This window comes from Streptomyces changanensis (genome assembly GCF_024600715.1).
Taxonomy (GTDB): Bacteria; Actinomycetota; Actinomycetes; order Streptomycetales; family Streptomycetaceae; genus Streptomyces; species Streptomyces changanensis.
Map to the genome: position 1 here is coordinate 3,227,169 of NZ_CP102332.1, position 16,681 is coordinate 3,243,849.

A 16,681-nucleotide genomic window follows, 5' to 3' on the forward strand; every position below is an offset into this window, starting at 1 on the left:
CAGTGGCTCGGCGACGCCGGGTGGGGGCCGCGGCGGCGCGGTGGCGGCCAGGCCGGAGACCGGTGGCGTGCCGGTGGAGGGAGTACCACCGGACCGGGCCCGTCAGGTGAACGCCGGGGAGGCCGTCAGACGAGCCGTACGGGCTTCTCCGGGCGCGCGCCCACGGCGGCGAGCCAGCTCCGCAGCGGTTCGGGGTCGGCGTCCTCGATCAGCGCGAGGACCCCGTCGGCCACGTCGGCGCGCTGTCTGCCGCCGTCCTCACCGAGCAGCAGGACCGGCCCGTCCAGCCAGTCCAGCCCGGGTGCGGCGCCCGCGGTGTCGACGGCGGCACAGCAGACCATCGCCGTGACGTGGTCGGCGAGCAACTCCCGGCCCGTGCGGGGCGGCTGGAGCGGCAGGAGCGGCAGGTCGTCACCGCCCCAGATGTACGGGGCGGGCCCTGCCGCGCCCGCGGCGTGCGCGGGGGTGGACGCGCTCCCCCGGTGCGCGGCCGCCACGATCTGACCGGATCCGGCCGCCTCCTGCCCGTCGCGGGGCGGCACGGGGGTGGCCGGGGTGGCGTCCGTGGCCGGGGTGGCGTCCGTGGCCGGGGTGGCCGCCGGGGCGGAGGCGCCCGCCGGGGCCGCCACCGGCGCCTGGCCGGTCGGCGGGAGGTCAGCCGGGTCCGGGCCGGTCGGCATCCGGTCGCTCGCCTTCGAGCCGGGCGGCGTCCGATCGGCCGGTGACGGGTCGGACGGGGGCCGGCGGGTGGACTCCTCGCGGGAGAGTTCCGCGCTGATCGCCGCCGCCAGGGTGTCGCCGTCGTCCGCCGTCGACAGGTGCCGCAGGACACGGGCGAGAGTGGGGCCCTCGGGGTCGGGAGCGCCGTCCGGGCCGCCCGGGTGGGCGCCCAGGCGGTCGAGGGCGCGGTGGAGGCGGGCGGCCTCGGTGCGCCACTTCCGGTCGACGACCTCCTCCGGGTACCGCTGCCAGTCGACCGGCGCCCAGTCGGGGCCCGGTACGGCCGGGCCGCCGTGGAAGAGGCGGGCGGCCAGCAGGGACGTCGCCTCGTCCACCAGTCCGGGTTCCTCCAGGAGGTCGCACGCGGGCCGCTCGCCCAGTCGCGTCGTGTAGCCCTCGGCCAGCCGGTCGCGGCGGGACAGCTCCGTGAGCGCCGAGACGACGCCCGCGTCCAGCCGGGACGGCCAGCGGCCCATGCGCCAGGCGGGGAGCGCGACCCGGGTCAGCAGCCGGTCCCACCCCGCGTACGCGAGGCCGACCTGCTCCTGGGCGACGATCCGCAGCCCGTAGTCCACGGCCTGCGCGCGCTCCGACGCCGCCGCCGCAACGCCCCGCTCCATCTCGGTGGCGGGTCCGCGCACGGCCCGCAGCAGCAGTCGCGCGACCGCGCCCGCGCCCCGGGCGCCCAGCCGCGGCAGCGCGCCGAGGGCCGGCCGGTCGGGCAGGGCCACCGCCGCGTCCAGCCCGCGGACGAACCGGCGGGCCGCGGCTATGTCGGGGTCGGCGGACGAGCCCGTGCCCGCCACGACCGGCGCCAGCACCGCCCGCAGCTCGCCGACCCGCATCCACCACAGGAACGGTGACCCTATGACCAGGACGGGAGCGGCGTCCGACGGGCCGTGCGGGCGGCCGGACACGCGGTGCGCCCGGTGCGTACGGTCCTCCAGCCAGCTGTCGCAGTCCGGTGTCAGCGCTATCGCCGACGGCGCGGGCACCGACAGCCGCGAGGCCAGGTCCCGCACCATCCGGTACAGGTCCGGGGCGGACGCCTCCGTGATCTCGACGGTCGGCGTGAGAGCGGGGCGGGCCCGCGCGATGACCGCGCCGACGCCGGCCGCGCCGAGCAGCACGGCAGCGGCCAGACCGGACACCACCCACCGCGCCGCGTCCCAGCCGCCGCCCGCCAACTGCCCCGTGAACCCACCGGTCAGCAGGACGACGGCGACGGCGGCCGGCAGCAGGGCGACGGCCAGGGCACGACCGCGCACCCGCAGCACGGCGACGGCCAGGGCGTGCGCGGCGCGCGCGCCGTGCTCCTCGCCCAGCGCGCCACCGGCACGCGGGACGCCCACGCCGTCCCTGTCGGATCCGGACCCGAACACGGCCTTACGTCACCCCCTCCACGCCTGCGACGGTTGTGCTCACTCCCCCACTGTGACACCCGCCACGGACATCGCAATGCCGGTGGGCCAAGTGCCGGAACGCCTGCGCGGCACCCTAGTTGGGGCGTCGGCAGGCGTCATCCGGATGGGTGAGCCGTCACTCGATGGAATGGCTTTGGCTAAGGCTGAGGACGGTTCGGGGTTCGAACGGGTTTACTGCCCGGCGGCCGTACGGGCGATGTCGGTGCGGTGCTGGGAGCCCTCCAGGCGGATCCGCCCGACCGCCGCGTACGCCCGTTCCCTGGCCTGCGCCAGGTCCGCGCCGGTGGCGGTGACGGACAGGACGCGACCGCCGGCGCTGACGACCGCGTCGCCCTCGCGCCGCGTACCGGCGTGCAGGACGTACGCGTGCGGCGCGTCCAGCTCGGCGACCTCGTCGAGGCCGCCGATCGGGTCGCCGGTGCGCGGGGTGGCCGGGTAGTCGTGCGCGGCGACGACGACGGTGACGGCGGCCTCGTCGCGCCAGGTGAGCGGCGGCTCGGAGTCGAGCGTGCCGTTCGCCGCGTGGAGCAGGACCCCGGCCAGCGGCGTCCTGAGGCGGGCCAGGACGACCTGCGTCTCGGGGTCGCCGAAGCGGGCGTTGAACTCGATGACCCGCACGCCGCGCGAGGTGATCGCGAGGCCCGCGTACAGCAGGCCGGAGAACGGCGTGCCGCGGCGGCGCAGTTCGTCGACGGTCGGCTGGAGGACGGTCGCCATGACCTCGTCGACCAGTTTGGGGTCGGCCCACGGCAGCGGGGAGTAGGCGCCCATGCCGCCGGTGTTGGGGCCCTCGTCGCCGTCGAGGGCGCGCTTGAAGTCCTGGGCGGGGGTGAGGGGGAGGACGGTGGTGCCGTCGGTGATCGCGAAGAGGGACACCTCGGGGCCGTCGAGGTACTCCTCGATGACCACGCGCTCGCAGGAGCGGGCGTGGGCGCGGGCCTCCTCCACGTCACCCGTGACGACGACGCCCTTGCCGGCGGCGAGACCGTCGTCCTTGACGACGTACGGGGCGCCGAAGGCGTCCAGCGCCTCGTCGATCTCCTCGGGGGTCGTGCAGACGTAGCTGCGGGCCGTGGGCACGCCGGCGGACGCCATCACGTCCTTCGCGAACGCCTTGGAACCCTCCAGCCGGGCGGCCTCCGCGGAGGGGCCGAAGCAGGGGACGCCGGCCGCGCGCACGGCGTCGGCGACCCCGGCGACGAGCGGGGCCTCCGGGCCGACGACGACCAGGTCGGCCCCCAGGTCGGTGGCGAGGCGCGCCACGGCCGCGCCGTCGAGGGCGTCGACGCGGTGGAGCTCGGCGACCTCCGCGATTCCGGCGTTGCCGGGCGCGCAGTGCAGAGCGGTGACGTCGGGATCGAGCGAGAGGGAGCGGCACAGGGCGTGTTCGCGGGCGCCGCCGCCGATGACGAGGACCTTCACGCCAGCCAGGGTAGCCCGGCGCGCGGCGGGCCCTTTGTGCGGGCCGCCGAGCCGGGGCCCCCTACTCGTTCGTGTATTCCTCCACCACCGTCGCGCCGAGCTCCCGGACGATCAGGTCGTGGCCGGAGAGCGCGGAGTCGACCAGGTCCGGATCGTCCTCCTCCGGTACGTCGTCCTCGGGGGCGACCGGCTGGGGCCCGGTGGACCGCGGCTGCTCGTACCCGCCGGGGCCGGTGGACGGGCCGGGCCGCCCCTGCGGCGCCTGCGGCGCGGCCGGGGGCTGCTGGGCGGGTCGGGGCGCGGCGGGCGGCGGGGACTGCGGGCCGGGCGGCGGGGGCGCGGCCGGGGCGGCGGGGCGGCCGCCGCCGTAACCGCCCTGGTGGGCCGAGGGGGCCGGGCCGGAGCCGCCCGACGGGTCGACGATCGCCTCGATCTTCCAGTTGACGTGGAACTGCTCGGCGAGCGCCTGCCGCAGCACCTCCTCGCTGCCGCTGCCCGCGAAGTTGTCCCGGGCGCCCGCGTTGAGGAAGCCGAGCTGGAGGGTCGTGCCGTCGAACCCGGCGACCTGGGCGTTCTGACTGAGCAGGATCCAGGTGAAGCGGCGGCGGTTCTTGACGGCCTCCAGGATGCCGGGCCACATGTTGCGGGCCTGGGCGGCGCCGTGCGTCATCTCGGCGGAGGCCCCGGCGGGCGGGGCGGCGTGCGCCGGCGACTGCGGGGGCTGGGGGGCGTGCTCCGGCTGGGGGGCGGCGCGGCCCGGCCCGGCCGCGGCGGCGGACGGCCACGCGCCGGGCTGCCGGCCGCCGGGGGCGGGAGCGCCCGTACCGGTACCGGCGCCGGCGGGCGCGGGGGCACCGGGCGCGGCGGCGTTGGGCCAGGCGCCGGGGCGCGGGAACCCGCGGCCTCCGCCGCGGGGGCGGGCGCCGCAGGCGCCGCCGGGGGCGTGGGCGCGGCCGGGGCGACGGGTGCGGGTGCGGGTGCGGCCGGGGCGATCGGCGTGGTCGGCGCGGGGGGCACGGCCTGGTCAGCGGCGGCGGCCGGGACGGGGCCGGCACCGGCTCCCTCGCCGCCACCGAAACCCCCGGCCGGGCCACCGCCGACGCCGGGGCCGGCGCCGGGGCCACCGCCACGGACGGCCGCCCGCGCGGCCGCCGGACCGCCGCCGGGCGGCACGGCCGCCGGAGCGCCCTGCCCCACCGCGTCGGGCTGGTGGGCACCGGGCCCCGGTACGTACCCCATCGAAGGCCCCGGGCCGGCTGCCTGGACGTGCATGCCGCGCTCCAGCCGCTCCAGCCGGGCCTGTACCGAACGCTCGTCGTCGAAGGCGGCGGGCAGCAGGACGCGGGCGCAGATGAGCTCCAGCTGCAGCCGCGGCGAGGTGGCGCCGCGCATCTCGGTGAGACCGGTGTTCACCAGGTCCGCGGCGCGGCTCAGCTCGGCAGCGCCGAAGGTGGACGCCTGCGCCATCATCCGCTCGACCACGTCCGCCGGGCCCTCGATGAGGCCCTTGTCCACGGCGTCGGGCACGGCGGCGAGGATCACCAGGTCCCGCAGCCGCTCCAGCAGGTCGGCGACGAACCGGCGCGGGTCGTTCCCGCCCTCCACGACCTGGTCGACCACCTCGAAGGCCGCCGCGCCGTCACCGGTCGCGAACGCCTCCACCACGGCGTCCAGCAGGGACCCGTCCGTGTAGCCGAGGAGCGACGTGGCCATGGCGTACGTCACGCCCTGCTCACCGGCGCCGGCGAGGAGCTGGTCCATCACGGACATCGAGTCACGCACGGACCCGGCGCCGGCCCGCACGACCAGCGGCAGCACGCCCTCCTCGACGGGGATGTCCTCCCGGCCGCAGACCTCGCCCAGGTACTCCCTCAGCGTGCCGGGCGGCACCAGCCGGAAGGGGTAGTGGTGCGTACGCGACCGGATCGTCCCGATGACCTTCTCGGGCTCCGTCGTCGCGAAGATGAACTTGAGGTGCTCCGGCGGCTCCTCCACGACCTTCAGCAGGGCGTTGAACCCCGCCGAGGTGACCATGTGGGCCTCGTCGATGATGTAAATCTTGTACCGGCTGCCCGCGGGCCCGAAGAATGCCTTCTCCCGCAGGTCACGGGCGTCGTCCACACCACCGTGCGACGCGGCGTCGATCTCGATGACGTCGATCGAACCCGGCCCGTTCCGCGCGAGGTCCCGGCACGACTGGCACTCCCCGCACGGGGTGGGCGTGGGGCCCTGCTCGCAGTTCAGGCAGCGGGCGAGGATGCGCGCGCTGGTCGTCTTGCCACAGCCCCGCGGCCCGCTGAACAGGTACGCGTGGTTGACCCGGTTGTTCCGCAGCGCCTGCTGCAGGGGGTCGGTGACATGCTCCTGCCCGATGACCTCGGCGAAGGTCTCGGGTCGATAGCGGCGGTACAGCGCGAGGGACGACACCCTTACGACGATATCGGGCCCCACCGACAAGCGGCCCCGCTCCGAGACCAGCACCACACGCGCCCGGCCACCAACGCAAGCGCCCCCCACGCACCCGCCAGAGCCGACCTACCCTTGCTGCCTTCCGGCCCTGGGGGAGTTCAGTCAGATAGCGCCACGTGAGGGGCTGCGCCCAGCGTACCCGATCCTCCGGCCTGGGAACGAGTTCGCGAGCACCCCTCCGAGTCATGTAATGTTCCCGGCGGAGGATTCGCCTAGAGGCCTAGGGCGCACGCTTGGAAAGCGTGTTGGGGGCAACCCCTCACGAGTTCGAATCTCGTATCCTCCGCCAGTGCCTCACCGGGCACGATGTCGAAGGGCCCCACCGCTTGCGGTGGGGCCCTTCTTCGTTGTCCGTCTCAGTTTCCGTCTCACTTGCCCTCGGGAGGACGCCAGAGAGCTTCGCCGACCTGGTCGGCGGTCTTCTTCAGCAGGGCCCCCGTCACGTGCATGTACCGGGCCCGCATCCGTGCGGCACCGCCCGGCTCCCATCCCATGATCGCGTCGACCACGACATCCGGAACGCGGAGCAGCAGAAGCACTGACCTGTGGCCGGCAGGCCCTGCCCGTCCTCGCGCACCTGCGCTGCGGTGACACCTACGCCCGCCTCGCGGCGGGTTTCCGCATCGGGATCGCGACGGTCCACCGCTACATACGCGAGGCCGTCGATCTCCCGGCACCGCTCGCTCCGACGCTGGAGCACGCCATGGACACGGTCCGCAGGAGGGCGTACGTGATCCCCGACGGCACGCTCCTACCGATCGACCGCATCGCTGCCGGCCGTCCGTACCACTCGGGGAAGAGGAAGCACCACGGCATGAACGTGCAGGTTCCCGCCGACCCGGCCGGACGCCTGATCTGGGTATCGGACGCACTGCCGGGAGCCACGCACGACCTGGCCGCGGCCGGACGCACGGCATCCCGGCCGCTTTGACCGCCGACGGCATCAAGTGCCGGGCGGACAAGGCGTATCAGGGTGCGAGTTCCGGCACCCGTGTTCCGTTTCGGGGCAGGAACCCGCGCGGCTGGCGGCGGCGTCACCACCGGGATCATGCCAAGATCCGCAGCCTCGGCGAACGCGCCACAGCGATCCGGAAAAGCTGGCGGGTCCTGCGGAAGCTCCGTTGCGGCACCACCCGGATCACCGCGGTCGTCCGAGCCGTCGTCCCCTCGAACTCGCCATCTGATCACCATGGAGAGCGCTCAGATCAGTGGGGTCAGGTCACCGAGATTCGCCACTTGCCGTGTTCGGACAAGGTGACGTATCCGTGCTGCGGAAGGCGCAGGCTGCCTTTCTGGTCGACAGCGGAAGTGGAGCGGATCAGCTGCTTCCCACCGTCGGCCGGTGTGTAGATGATGGTGCCGGGGGAGTCGATGAAGTCGTAGTGCACAACCGGCGCGTACTCGAAGTACGGCTTGGGGCTGAAATAGCCGAAGGTCTGGGTTCCGTTTCCCTGGGCTGTTCTGCTCGGGAGCTGAGGCAGCGCGTCGCTGTCCACGATGCGCACCTTCCACCGGCCCAGGCCACTGGCGCCCTCGCTGCCCGCCACGACTCGCCGGATGGCGAGGGCGGTGCAGTCCGCCGGCAGGACGATGTGCGACGGCCCAGTCCGGCCAATGGTGACGAGCGTGTCGTGGGCCCGCTGATGATAGGGACCCTCGCGCACGGTCGACAGGCTGAAGCTCGTGGTGAGGCCGGCGCGGAACTCCAAGAGGACCGGCTTCCCGCCTCCTGCACCCGGTATCTCGACAATTCGGCTGCGCCAGCCGGACCATTTGGCGGACGTGGTGCTGCCCACGTTCCCTCCCCTGTGTCGGTCGCGAAGCGCTCGGAAGTCATGGTGGCACGCAGGCCGGGGCTCCGGCTCCGCTCCAGCCCGACGGAGGTCGACTGACGCCTGGACCGTGTCCCATGTGGTGAGGCGGAGAAGTCGTTTGTAGCAGCAGAGGGCTGCGGCGAGGCCGAGAAAGGCCAGGTGGTCGCGAGGGTGACGCGCTCGTAGCGGTGGTTGAGTCTGCCGGAGCTCTTCCACGGAAGTGACACCACACCCGTGCGGTGCGGTGAGCGCGTCGGTCTTCACCGTCCACCGCGGGCCTGGCGCTCGACGGCGACGAACACGGACCGCCTGCTCCCTGGCTGCCCTGTACGCGGTGGTGAAGGCGTCCCTTCCCGTCGCGTCCGGGATCCGGCCGGCGGGGCATCGGCAGCGGCTGCGCGAGCAGCCTCCTCGCAGGCGGCGGAGGGGCGCTTCGCGTTGAGGTGGAACGTCTCCTTCACGCCCCGGCCCCCGTATCCGCCCCGGCCGTGGCCGCCTGACACGATCACGGAATGACACACGGGGAGACGCATGAGCACATACGCGACCAGGAAGCCGAGTTGGCGGCCGCTGCCGAGGCCGGACAGGACGGCGCGTACCGCGCCTACGCCACATTCCTCGGCAAGAGCGGCCGGATGGACCAGGCCCTGCCCTGGTGGGCCAAGGCCGCCGAGCACGGGGACGCAGATGCGGCGCGCACGCTCGCGATCTGCCACAAGGACCGCTGGGAGTTCGCCGAAGCCGAGCGCTGGTACCGCAGCGCTGCCGACCGTGACGGCGGCTGCGCCTTCGGGCTCGCCACACTCCTGAAGGAGTCCGGCGACCAGGACGGAGCACAGGAGTGGTACGCGCGGGGAGCCGCGCTCGGCCACGTCCAGAGCCTCACCAACGGCGCGGTGCTCAAAGCCGCCCGCCACGGTGCCTTCGCCGAAGCACAGGCGCAGCTGGACGAGGCGGCCGAACTGGGTGACCGCAAGGCGGCCTCGGCCCGTCAGGTGATCGAGAACATCGTCGACGACCTTGAGCTCTGGGAGGAGCGGCTCGCGCGGGCGGAGGCTGACGGGGACGCCGAGGCCGCGTTCGAGGCGCTGAGTCCGCTGCGGGACCCGGAGTACGCGGGCATGTTCACGTACTACCCGAGCACGATCCGCGCGGCGGAGGCTCTCTACGCGCGAGCCGCGGCGGTCGGCTCGCACCAGGCCCTGGTCGAGCAGGCCATCCTGGTAGCCCGCGACAGCGACCGGATCGAGGAGGCACGCGCCCTGGCCGTACGGGCGCACGAGCTCGGCTACTCGGGCGCGGCCTACGTCCTGGGTGTCTGGGCCTTCGAGCGCGGTGACCAGCGCACGGCCGAGCATTGGTTCGAGACGGCGGCCGCAGCACCCGATGGTCACGACTACGCCCGCTTCCACCTCGGTCTGATCGGCATCATGCAGCGGCGGCTGGACGAGGCCGAGCGATGGCTGCGTCTCACCGGCGACACCGAGGACGAGAACGATCAGTACGGCGGCCTGCCCAGGATGTTCGTCGAGCAGCTCGAGGAGATCGCGGCGATTCGCGCCGACCCCGCCCGACTGCCCGACCCCGAACTCGCGGCGCGCCTGCCCGAGTTGCGGGCGGCCGCGGAGTCCGGGGGAGCCGAGGAGTGCTTCGCGTACGCCGATGCACTCGACCGCCTGTACCGGCTGCCCGACGCCGCCGACTGGTACCGCAAGACCGGCACTCCGCGCGCGCTGCTCGAGCTCGGCCGCATGCTGCAGGACTGCCATGCCGACGAGACCCTGCTCGTGCCGTACTTCGGGCCGGCCGCCGAGGCCGGGGACGCGAGGGCTGCGTACAGCATCGCCGGGATCCACACCCACGCGAAGAACGAGCGGGCCGCCGGCATCTGGACGCTGAAGGCCGCGGAACTCGGTCACGCGAGGGCAGCCTGGGGCGTCGGCTGGGCCTCCGAACAACGGGGCGGAGACCCGCAGTTCGCGGAGCGCTGGTATGTGCGCGCCGCCGAGGGCGGTCTGGCGCGGCCCGCGTTCCTGGCCGGTCGCAGCATGGTGCGCTGGGGGCGGTACGCCGAGGCCGAGCGGTGGCTCGTGAAGGCGTGGGAGAACGACATCCCCGAGGCGGCGTACCACCTCGGCAGGGCGCTGCGCCGGCTCGGACGCACCGCGGAGGCCGAGCAGTGGCTGCGCCGCGCCGTGGAGCGCTCCGGCGACTTCGACCCACCGCGCGGACCGCTCGAAGGGCGCGTCGATCCCCGTCCCGAGCTGGCCGAGCTGCTCGTCGAGGCGGAGCGCGACGAGGAGGCCGCGCCACTCGTCGCGGACATCCTCGCCGAGTACCCGGGCCACCTCGCCGGCCACCGCCTCGCCGGCCGACTGGCCCGGCACCGCGGCGACCTGGCCACGGCCGAACAACACTTCGCGCAGATCGAGGAGCGGGACTCCGACCCCGGTACGCGGATGAGCCTGCGGGAGATCCGTGAGCTGCTGGCTCAGGTGACGCACGAACACTGAGCGGCGAAGTAGCCGGAGCGGAGTGGCCGGCGCGGTGGGGAGTCAGTTCTGTACAGGCTCCTCTGGGACCTGATGTCCCCGCGTCGGCAGCACATCGTCGAAGAAGGGGCGGTCGCCGGCAAACGTGGGGCGCAGTCCGGTGAACTCCTCGGCGGTGACCCAGCGGGCCTCGAGCTACTCGCTCATTTGTGACTGTGTCAACAGCCGGGGACCCGTTGGCGGCCGAGAGGCCGACGACGAGGGGCAGTCCGTTCGCGTCCGACAGGACGTGCCCGGCTTGCCCCGGTCCACGGGTCTCGGACCGGTGAGTCCGCCCCCTTTTTCGCCCTGCCGTGGGCGGGGTCGAGGACGGCGCGGGAGAGGTCGAGCAGGCCGGCGTCGTCGAGGTGATGCAGGATCTCCTCGTGCAACCGGCCCCACACCCCGGCACGGGACCAGATCAGGAACCGGCGATGGGCGGTTGCCTTCGACGTCCCGAAGCAGGGCGGCAAGGCCCGCCAGGCGCAGCCGCTGACCAGGACGTAGATGATCGCGGCGATCAGCGTCCCATCAGGCGTGTCCTGCGTCCCGCCGCCCTGCGGCCGCACCCTCGACGGCGGGATCAGCGGCTTCGCGATCTCCCACAGCCCGTCCGGAACAATCCAACTCCACGTACCCCGCCCCATGACCCGCCCAACGACCGCCTCACCACATAGGACGCGGTCTGAGTCGGCGACTGAAGACTCCGGCGGGCACCAGTGGGTTGTACGCGCCCTTCCACCGAGTAGGGGGCGCCGCGGCGGAGGGCGGCAGTAACCGCCCCGCACGGTAGCGTCACCACGGGCCCACCCAGCGGCCGGTATGACCTCCGCTGACCGATCCGGCCAGAGCTACGGAACAGAAGGCACAGGGCCGACAGCTCGTACTCGTCGGCCCTGCGCCATACTCGCGGCGTGCCCCTCCCCCACGAGACAGTCGAGCCGATGGCCCCCGCAGAGGTGCTGTCCGGAACAGCATGGAGCACTCTGGAGCATGCCTACGGAACGGCTCAGGACGTACCGCAGATGCTGCAAGGTCTCATGGACACCGATCTGCGCGTGAGGTCGGAGTCATTGAGCCGTCTGCATCACGTGGTGCACCACCAGAACACCCTGTACACCGCCACGGCGCCGGCTGCCATGTACGTGGCGGGCATCCTCGGCGATGCCCGAACCCTCGAAGCCGTCGAGAAGGGGCCCCACGGCTTCTCTGGACCGATGCGCGCCGAGTTGCTGGGGTGGCTTGACTCCGTCGCCGACGCAGCAGACGACGAGGCCGCGGCCACCAGTCGGCGTTTCGGGTTCCCGCCCGAGGAGTACCCGCCGTTCGTCGCGATCTGCCGGATTCGGCCGCAGCTCTTCCACGCCGTCTCTGCGTTCCTCGATGATCCCGACACTGACGTACGCGCAGCGGCCGTCTCCGCCTGTATCCCGCTGCTCGACGACCCTCATCTCATTCACCTGCGAGACGCCCTGGCCCCCATGCTGCGCAACGTCTTGGCTACGAGTGAGGCATGGAAGTACCAGGAGAGGGCGATCGATGCGCTGGCAAGCTGGGGCCATGACACCACCGGGTCGGAGGTCCTGCAGGAGCGATATGCCGTCTGTGACGCCGAATCCGAGCCTCAGCCTCGGGGTGTCGAGTCGCAGGACGGCTACGACACCGCTCCCCCCTTCTGAAGGCTTGCCGGCCGCCACCACTTCCGCTGGGCTCCGTCTCAGTTTCCGTCTCGTTCGGCACTGTCCGGGGTGGTTCATGGAGGGCCGAGAGCCGTGACACCGCCAGCAGCCGAACGTGAGTGGACGCTGACGAACGACCCTGCATGAGGACGGTGGCGGCGGTGTGGCGGGCATCGTGGAGCCGGCCATCCCGCGCCTGTGCGCCTTCGAGCAGCCGCTTGCAGCCGCGGCAATGCGTGTTCGCGCTCAGCGGCCCTCCGAGCGGCGTGGTGCACACGTAGTCCGACTCACCGCCACAGGCTGCCGGCGGCCTCGGGTCCGCACGCCCGCGCCTCGGCATGCTGCCGGAGCACAGCGCCCAGCGGGCTCGGCAACGGCACCGCACGGCGGCCCGTTCGGGACTTCGCGTTCTGGGTCTCGCGCCGCACCCGTACTCGATGCGGGCAGCACCCGGCCACCGCCCGGCCGCACGGCGAGACTCCGGGCATCCGTGCCGGCACTTCGGCCGCGGACGGTTCCGGCGCAGCTTGGGGTACTCGTCGCCCAAGTCGACGGCACACCAGCGGAGACCACGCGTCTCGCCCTGCCGCGGACCGAGTGCCGGCGACGGCACCCAGCGGGCACCGTCCCGGCGCTTGTTGACTTCGATCAGTAGACGTCGAACCTCTTCGAAGGACTGGGGCTCGACCTCCGATTCCTCTTCTTCGAGCCGCGGCTGCTTCGCCGGCGCGGCGGCGCTCGGGCTTCAAGCGGTCGATGCGGTGCTTGCCGATACGGGCACGAGGTGGACGCGAACCGCCAGTTCATCACCGGGGCGCTCTCGGACCCCAGGTCGTGGGGTCGCCGCAGAAGCACGCCCGTTCCGCCGTGCTCGCATACGTGTCGCCGTCGGCGAGCCCCTCCCAGAGCCCGGACATGCTGTCTGGCCCGTCCCGGGGCCCGTCCCCCCTTTTTTCTGAGATCTTTCGGCCCTGTGGCGGATGTTCACTCATCACCTGTCGACAAGAAAACCGTCAAACAAGAAACCATTCATGGGTGGGTGATCGCCCACTCCCATGTCGCCACTACGCCCTGGCTTGCACCCACAGCGCACCATGAGACGATGAATTCCTATCGGCCCTGCGTGGCAAAACGTCAACATCCGTCGCCTGTGAGACGAGGCCGGATGGACGGAAACACCTTCCCCTCGACGCCCGGCCGGAATTCCCACTCAGCCCTCACCGTAGGCGGGTGCATTGCCATGGAAAACCTGTTGACCTCCATCGATGGAGTAGTCGGCAGCGGGAACCCCGTGATCTCGACCGACGGCCACACCGTGATATCCATCGTGAAGGCCACCATTCACAGCGGCTTGTCGGCCACGTTCTACCTGCCGCAGAGTCAGTACGACGCGATCATCGAATGGTACTGGACCCCTGAACAGAAGAAGCGATACGGCCTGGAGGAGGTCTCGGACCAAGAGAAGGAGCGGATCGAGTCCGAGCTGGGTGTATCGGATGCGGGGGTTCTGTACTCCAACCGAATCCCTTGCCCGGAGTGTGGACACGTCTACGGCGCATTCGAGTTCATGCAGCAAGGCATCCGCCACCATGGGCGGGAAACCGCTGAGGTCGCATTGAAGATGCAGAACGCGTGCGTGCTCAGAGTCAACCCGCATCAAGTCCCCGCCTGTCCGGAATGCGGCTTCCTCATGAGATCCTCGGGCCACTACTACATATGCCGGCAGTACGGATGCTGCAGGCAGGTGTAGGGCGCCGGCGTCTTTGAGCACCCCGGGGGGTTGAGGTCGCCTGAGACCGGACGCCGCTGGGACGCGACGAGGGCTCCGGAGGGATCGGTCCCTCTCGCCCCGGTCCGTCCGGTCGGCTCCTGTGGCACCGTTGTCGGCGGCTTCCGGTCTGGTGGCGGGCACCCCCACCTGTCAGGATCGGCCCGTGACCGAGTCTTCGAGAGCCACGAGGGCGGATCGGGTCCTCGACTGGGCGGGGCTCATCCCGTCCGGTCTCCTCCTGGCCACCGGGATCAGGGACTACCGCGCCGGTGGGTCCGTGGGGTGGTTGGTCGGCGGGGTGCTCATGGTGCTGATCAGCATCTGGGTGGTGAGCCGTGGGGCGACCCGGCGGGCCCGCGACGGCTCTCCTCCCCGGTAGGTGCCGCGTTCCGGGACGCCGGGCGCTCGGACGGCTGCGGAGGCTTGCCCCGCCCGGCCGGTCATGTGACCGCGGGAATGGGGTGGCGGGTGGCGCCCGGGGGCCAGACCACGTCCACCGGGATGCCGCGGGCGCGGGCGTAGGCGACCAGGTGGGCCGTCGCGTCGCGCCCGTCGGAGGGGGAGCCGTCCCAGACCGCCAGGATGTGGCGGCTGGTGGCGATCATGCGCTCGTCCGCGCCGACGCACGCGTCGCGGCCCTCCGGGTCGTACGGCATGAGCCGCATCTGCTCGGCCAGGCGGAGGAGTTCGCCGGCGGCGTGGCGGTCGCGGCGGGGGAGCACGGCCGGTACCGAGCCCTGGGCCGGGAGCAGGACGACCAGGCCGCGGCCCGCCCCGCGGACCGCGCGGCCGAACGCCACGGGCAGGCCCGCGCCGACGCGTACGAGCCCGGTGGCGTCGTCCGCGAGGTGTTCCAGGCGGGTGCGCAGTTCCTCCTCGACCAGGGCCAGGGTCTCCGGGGTCAGGTCGGTGTGGCCGACCGCCGCGATCACCTCGCGGCTCGCTTTCCTGCCATGGGCGCCTCCCCCTCGTACGTGCGGACCGCACGGTGGACATGGTGGGCGCCCGCCGTGCCGGCGCGCGGCGGGCTCCCGGTAGGGGAGAAGTGAACACACCGTGACCCGGTGGGGGAAGGGGACCTGCCGGGGGCCGGGGCGCGGGGGGCCGGCGGCGAGGACGGTCGGTCGCGGCAACTGGGCTTGCCAGGCGCGGTGTTGGGTGCGGTGTGGGGGGTGCGGGAGGTGGTGGGGGTGGTTGCGGGGGCGCGCGGGGTGGCGCGTCGGGGTGCGGGGAACCACCCGGGCGGAAGCGCTTCGGGAGCCGAAGGGCTGCGGGGGCCGATCGGGGCCGGGGGATGCGGGGGCCGGGGCCGGGGGGTGCGGGCGTGCGGAGGCCCCGGCCGCGGACTCGGGGGTCTACGCGGCCGGGGCCTGGCCCGGGGGTGACGCGCGGCGCGCGGGTGTGTCAGGCGCCCGTCGTGGAGCGGCGGCGGGTGGCGAACACCGCGCCCGCGCCGATGACGATCGCGGCGCCCGCGGCGAGCGCGTAGCCGCCCAGGGCGTCGGAGGAACCGGTCTTCGCGAGGGTCCCGGTGGTCGTCCCGGTGGTCGTGGTGGTCGTGGTCGTGCCGATCGGGGTGCTGCCCGTGCCGCCCTGCGGGCTCGGGGAGCTGCTGGGCGTCGGAGTCGGCTTCGCGGTCGGCTTCGGGGTGGGCTTCGGGGTGGGGGACGGGGCCACGCCGAGCTCCAGCGGGTGGCTCGTCCAGCGCGCGTTGGCGCCGCAGTCCTCGCCGCGCTCGTACCAGGCGGACACCTCGATCCGGCCCTTCCACGCCTTCGCGTCGGCGGCCGGGCTCAGGCGCAGGGTGTACGTGCCGGCGGCACGGGGGGCCAGCGGGCCGACGTTGACGGCGAGCCCGGAGGTGTCCGCCTTCTTCCAGCCGGGCGCGGTCCTCGACGTCCACTCCAGCCCGAACGGCGGGACGACGCCCCTGTCGGCCGAACCGATCACGATCTGGCCGTAGGCGCGGTCCATCGTCCGCTCGGACGTGTTGGTGACGCGGACCGTCAGCTCGACCGGCTTGCCCACCACGATCTTCTCGGGCAGTCCGACCAGCTCGGCGACGGCGGTCTCGTCGCGGGCGCAGACACCGTGGCCGCTGCCCTTCGCGTCGGCGAGGGCCTTCTCCGCGGCGGCCAGCTCCTCCCGGGCCTTCGCGACGGCGGTCTGGGCGGCGCCGAGGGCCTTGGCGAGGGCGAACTTGGCGTCGTCGTAGGCACGGTCGGCGTCCTGGACCTTCCCGTCCGCAGCGGCCTTCGCCGTCGCGGCGGCCTCGGTGGCCGTCTCGGCCTCCTGGACGGCCTTCCGCGCGTCCTCCTTCTGCTGCGGCGTCGCCGTCTCGTCCGAGGTGACGGCGGCGAGCTTCTCGCGAGCTGCCTTCAGGGCCTCCTCGGCCTTGGCGGCCTTCTCGGCGGCCGCGGCCGCCTCCTTCTCCGCCGCGGCGATCGCCAGTACGTGCGGGTTGGTCGGCTCGAACGCCGCGTCGATCGCGGCACTCGCCGCGGCCCGCGCCGCGATGGCGGCGTCGAGCGCCTTGCGGGCGTCGGCGACGGCCTTCTCCAGCCGCTTCAGGTCCGCGGCGGACGGTCCGTCCGCGCGGAGGGCGGCCGACGCGGCCGGCGGGGACACCAGCGGCGCCGTCGGGCCGGGGGCCGGGGCGCCCGGTGCCGCCAGGGCCGCCGCAGCCACCGTGGCGGCAGGTGCCGCCGGGGTGGCGGGCGCCGCCGGGGCCGTCGTCCCGGCGGACGCCGGCGACGCGGCGAGCAGGACGACGGGGGCGGCCACGGTGGCGGCGACGGCGGTGGCGACGGTGGTCGCGAAAGTACGTCTGGTCTTCACGAGTGCTCTTTCC

The 16,681-nt window shown here is 73.4% G+C and carries 10 protein-coding genes, 1 tRNA gene, 1 other RNA gene and 5 pseudogenes; 6 read left to right on the forward strand and 11 right to left on the reverse strand.

Annotated elements, in window-relative coordinates:
- Positions 1 to 125 precede the first annotated feature (125 nt).
- The 4 genes and pseudogenes from NRO40_RS14240 to ffs form a co-directional block, all read right to left on the reverse strand.
- Positions 126 to 2,072, reverse strand: a complete 1,947-nt coding sequence (locus NRO40_RS14240; protein ID WP_232791114.1) for a M48 family metalloprotease — start codon at positions 2,070 to 2,072, stop codon at positions 126 to 128.
- Between the two features lie 243 nt (positions 2,073 to 2,315).
- Positions 2,316 to 3,566: a phosphoribosylamine--glycine ligase gene (gene purD / locus NRO40_RS14245; RefSeq protein ID WP_058942898.1), complete on the reverse strand. Its 1,251-nt coding sequence runs from the start codon at positions 3,564 to 3,566 to the stop codon at positions 2,316 to 2,318.
- A gap of 61 nt (positions 3,567 to 3,627) precedes the next feature.
- Positions 3,628 to 5,993, reverse strand: a pseudogene (locus NRO40_RS14255) (DNA polymerase III subunit gamma and tau).
- Between the two features lie 72 nt (positions 5,994 to 6,065).
- Positions 6,066 to 6,164: signal recognition particle sRNA small type (ffs, locus tag NRO40_RS14260), an RNA gene on the reverse strand.
- Positions 6,165 to 6,236: 72 nt separating this feature from the next.
- Between ffs and NRO40_RS14265 the strand changes: the two genes are divergently transcribed.
- Positions 6,237 to 6,324: transfer RNA gene (locus tag NRO40_RS14265), tRNA-Ser, on the forward strand.
- Between the two features lie 79 nt (positions 6,325 to 6,403).
- Here NRO40_RS14265 and NRO40_RS14270 read toward each other — a convergent pair.
- Positions 6,404 to 6,574, reverse strand: coding sequence for a hypothetical protein (locus NRO40_RS14270; protein WP_306674871.1), 171 nt, complete (start codon positions 6,572 to 6,574; stop codon positions 6,404 to 6,406).
- Between NRO40_RS14270 and NRO40_RS14275 the strand changes: the two are divergent.
- Positions 6,538 to 7,199 (forward strand): annotated as a pseudogene (locus NRO40_RS14275) (transposase family protein); the annotation flags it as partial. The gene NRO40_RS14270 and the pseudogene NRO40_RS14275 overlap by 37 nt on opposite strands.
- A 50-nt stretch (positions 7,200 to 7,249) precedes the next feature.
- On the opposite strand, the gene NRO40_RS14280 reads toward NRO40_RS14275, so the two are convergent.
- Both NRO40_RS14280 and NRO40_RS14285 read right to left on the reverse strand, forming a co-directional pair.
- Positions 7,250 to 7,831: a hypothetical protein gene (locus NRO40_RS14280; RefSeq protein ID WP_257375590.1), complete on the reverse strand. Its 582-nt coding sequence runs from the start codon at positions 7,829 to 7,831 to the stop codon at positions 7,250 to 7,252.
- 114 nt (positions 7,832 to 7,945) lie between these two features.
- Positions 7,946 to 8,049: pseudogene (locus NRO40_RS14285) on the reverse strand (IS5/IS1182 family transposase); the annotation flags it as partial.
- A 312-nt stretch (positions 8,050 to 8,361) separates the two neighbouring features.
- Here NRO40_RS14285 and NRO40_RS14290 point away from each other — a divergent pair.
- Complete coding sequence (locus NRO40_RS14290) at positions 8,362 to 10,362, forward strand: tetratricopeptide repeat protein (RefSeq protein WP_079047536.1); 2,001 nt, start codon at positions 8,362 to 8,364, stop codon at positions 10,360 to 10,362.
- A 214-nt stretch (positions 10,363 to 10,576) separates the two neighbouring features.
- On the opposite strand, the pseudogene NRO40_RS14295 reads toward NRO40_RS14290, so the two are convergent.
- Positions 10,577 to 11,027: pseudogene (locus NRO40_RS14295) on the reverse strand (transposase); the annotation flags it as partial.
- A gap of 297 nt (positions 11,028 to 11,324) precedes the next feature.
- Here NRO40_RS14295 and NRO40_RS14300 point away from each other — a divergent pair.
- A complete protein-coding gene (locus NRO40_RS14300) occupies positions 11,325 to 12,059 on the forward strand; it encodes a hypothetical protein (RefSeq protein ID WP_079047537.1) in 735 nt (244 codons plus the stop codon).
- A gap of 142 nt (positions 12,060 to 12,201) precedes the next feature.
- On the opposite strand, the pseudogene NRO40_RS14305 reads toward NRO40_RS14300, so the two are convergent.
- A pseudogene (locus tag NRO40_RS14305) lies at positions 12,202 to 12,870 on the reverse strand (site-specific integrase); the annotation flags it as partial.
- A gap of 354 nt (positions 12,871 to 13,224) precedes the next feature.
- On the opposite strand from NRO40_RS14305, the gene NRO40_RS14310 reads away from it, so the two are divergent.
- Positions 13,225 to 13,809 carry a hypothetical protein gene (locus tag NRO40_RS14310; protein ID WP_058945303.1) on the forward strand — a complete coding sequence of 195 codons (585 nt, stop codon included), beginning with the start codon at positions 13,225 to 13,227 and terminating at the stop codon, positions 13,807 to 13,809.
- A gap of 184 nt (positions 13,810 to 13,993) precedes the next feature.
- The gene (locus tag NRO40_RS14315; protein ID WP_058945304.1) at positions 13,994 to 14,209 is read left to right on the forward strand and encodes a hypothetical protein; all 216 of its coding nucleotides are present in this window, start codon (positions 13,994 to 13,996) and stop codon (positions 14,207 to 14,209) included.
- 61 nt (positions 14,210 to 14,270) lie between these two features.
- Here NRO40_RS14315 and NRO40_RS14320 read toward each other — a convergent pair whose 3' ends face one another.
- Positions 14,271 to 14,762: a hypothetical protein gene (locus NRO40_RS14320; RefSeq protein ID WP_058945305.1), complete on the reverse strand. Its 492-nt coding sequence runs from the start codon at positions 14,760 to 14,762 to the stop codon at positions 14,271 to 14,273.
- Between the two features lie 472 nt (positions 14,763 to 15,234).
- A complete protein-coding gene (locus NRO40_RS30580; RefSeq protein WP_058945306.1) occupies positions 15,235 to 16,668 on the reverse strand; it encodes a hypothetical protein in 1,434 nt (477 codons plus the stop codon).
- Positions 16,669 to 16,681 lie beyond the last annotated feature (13 nt).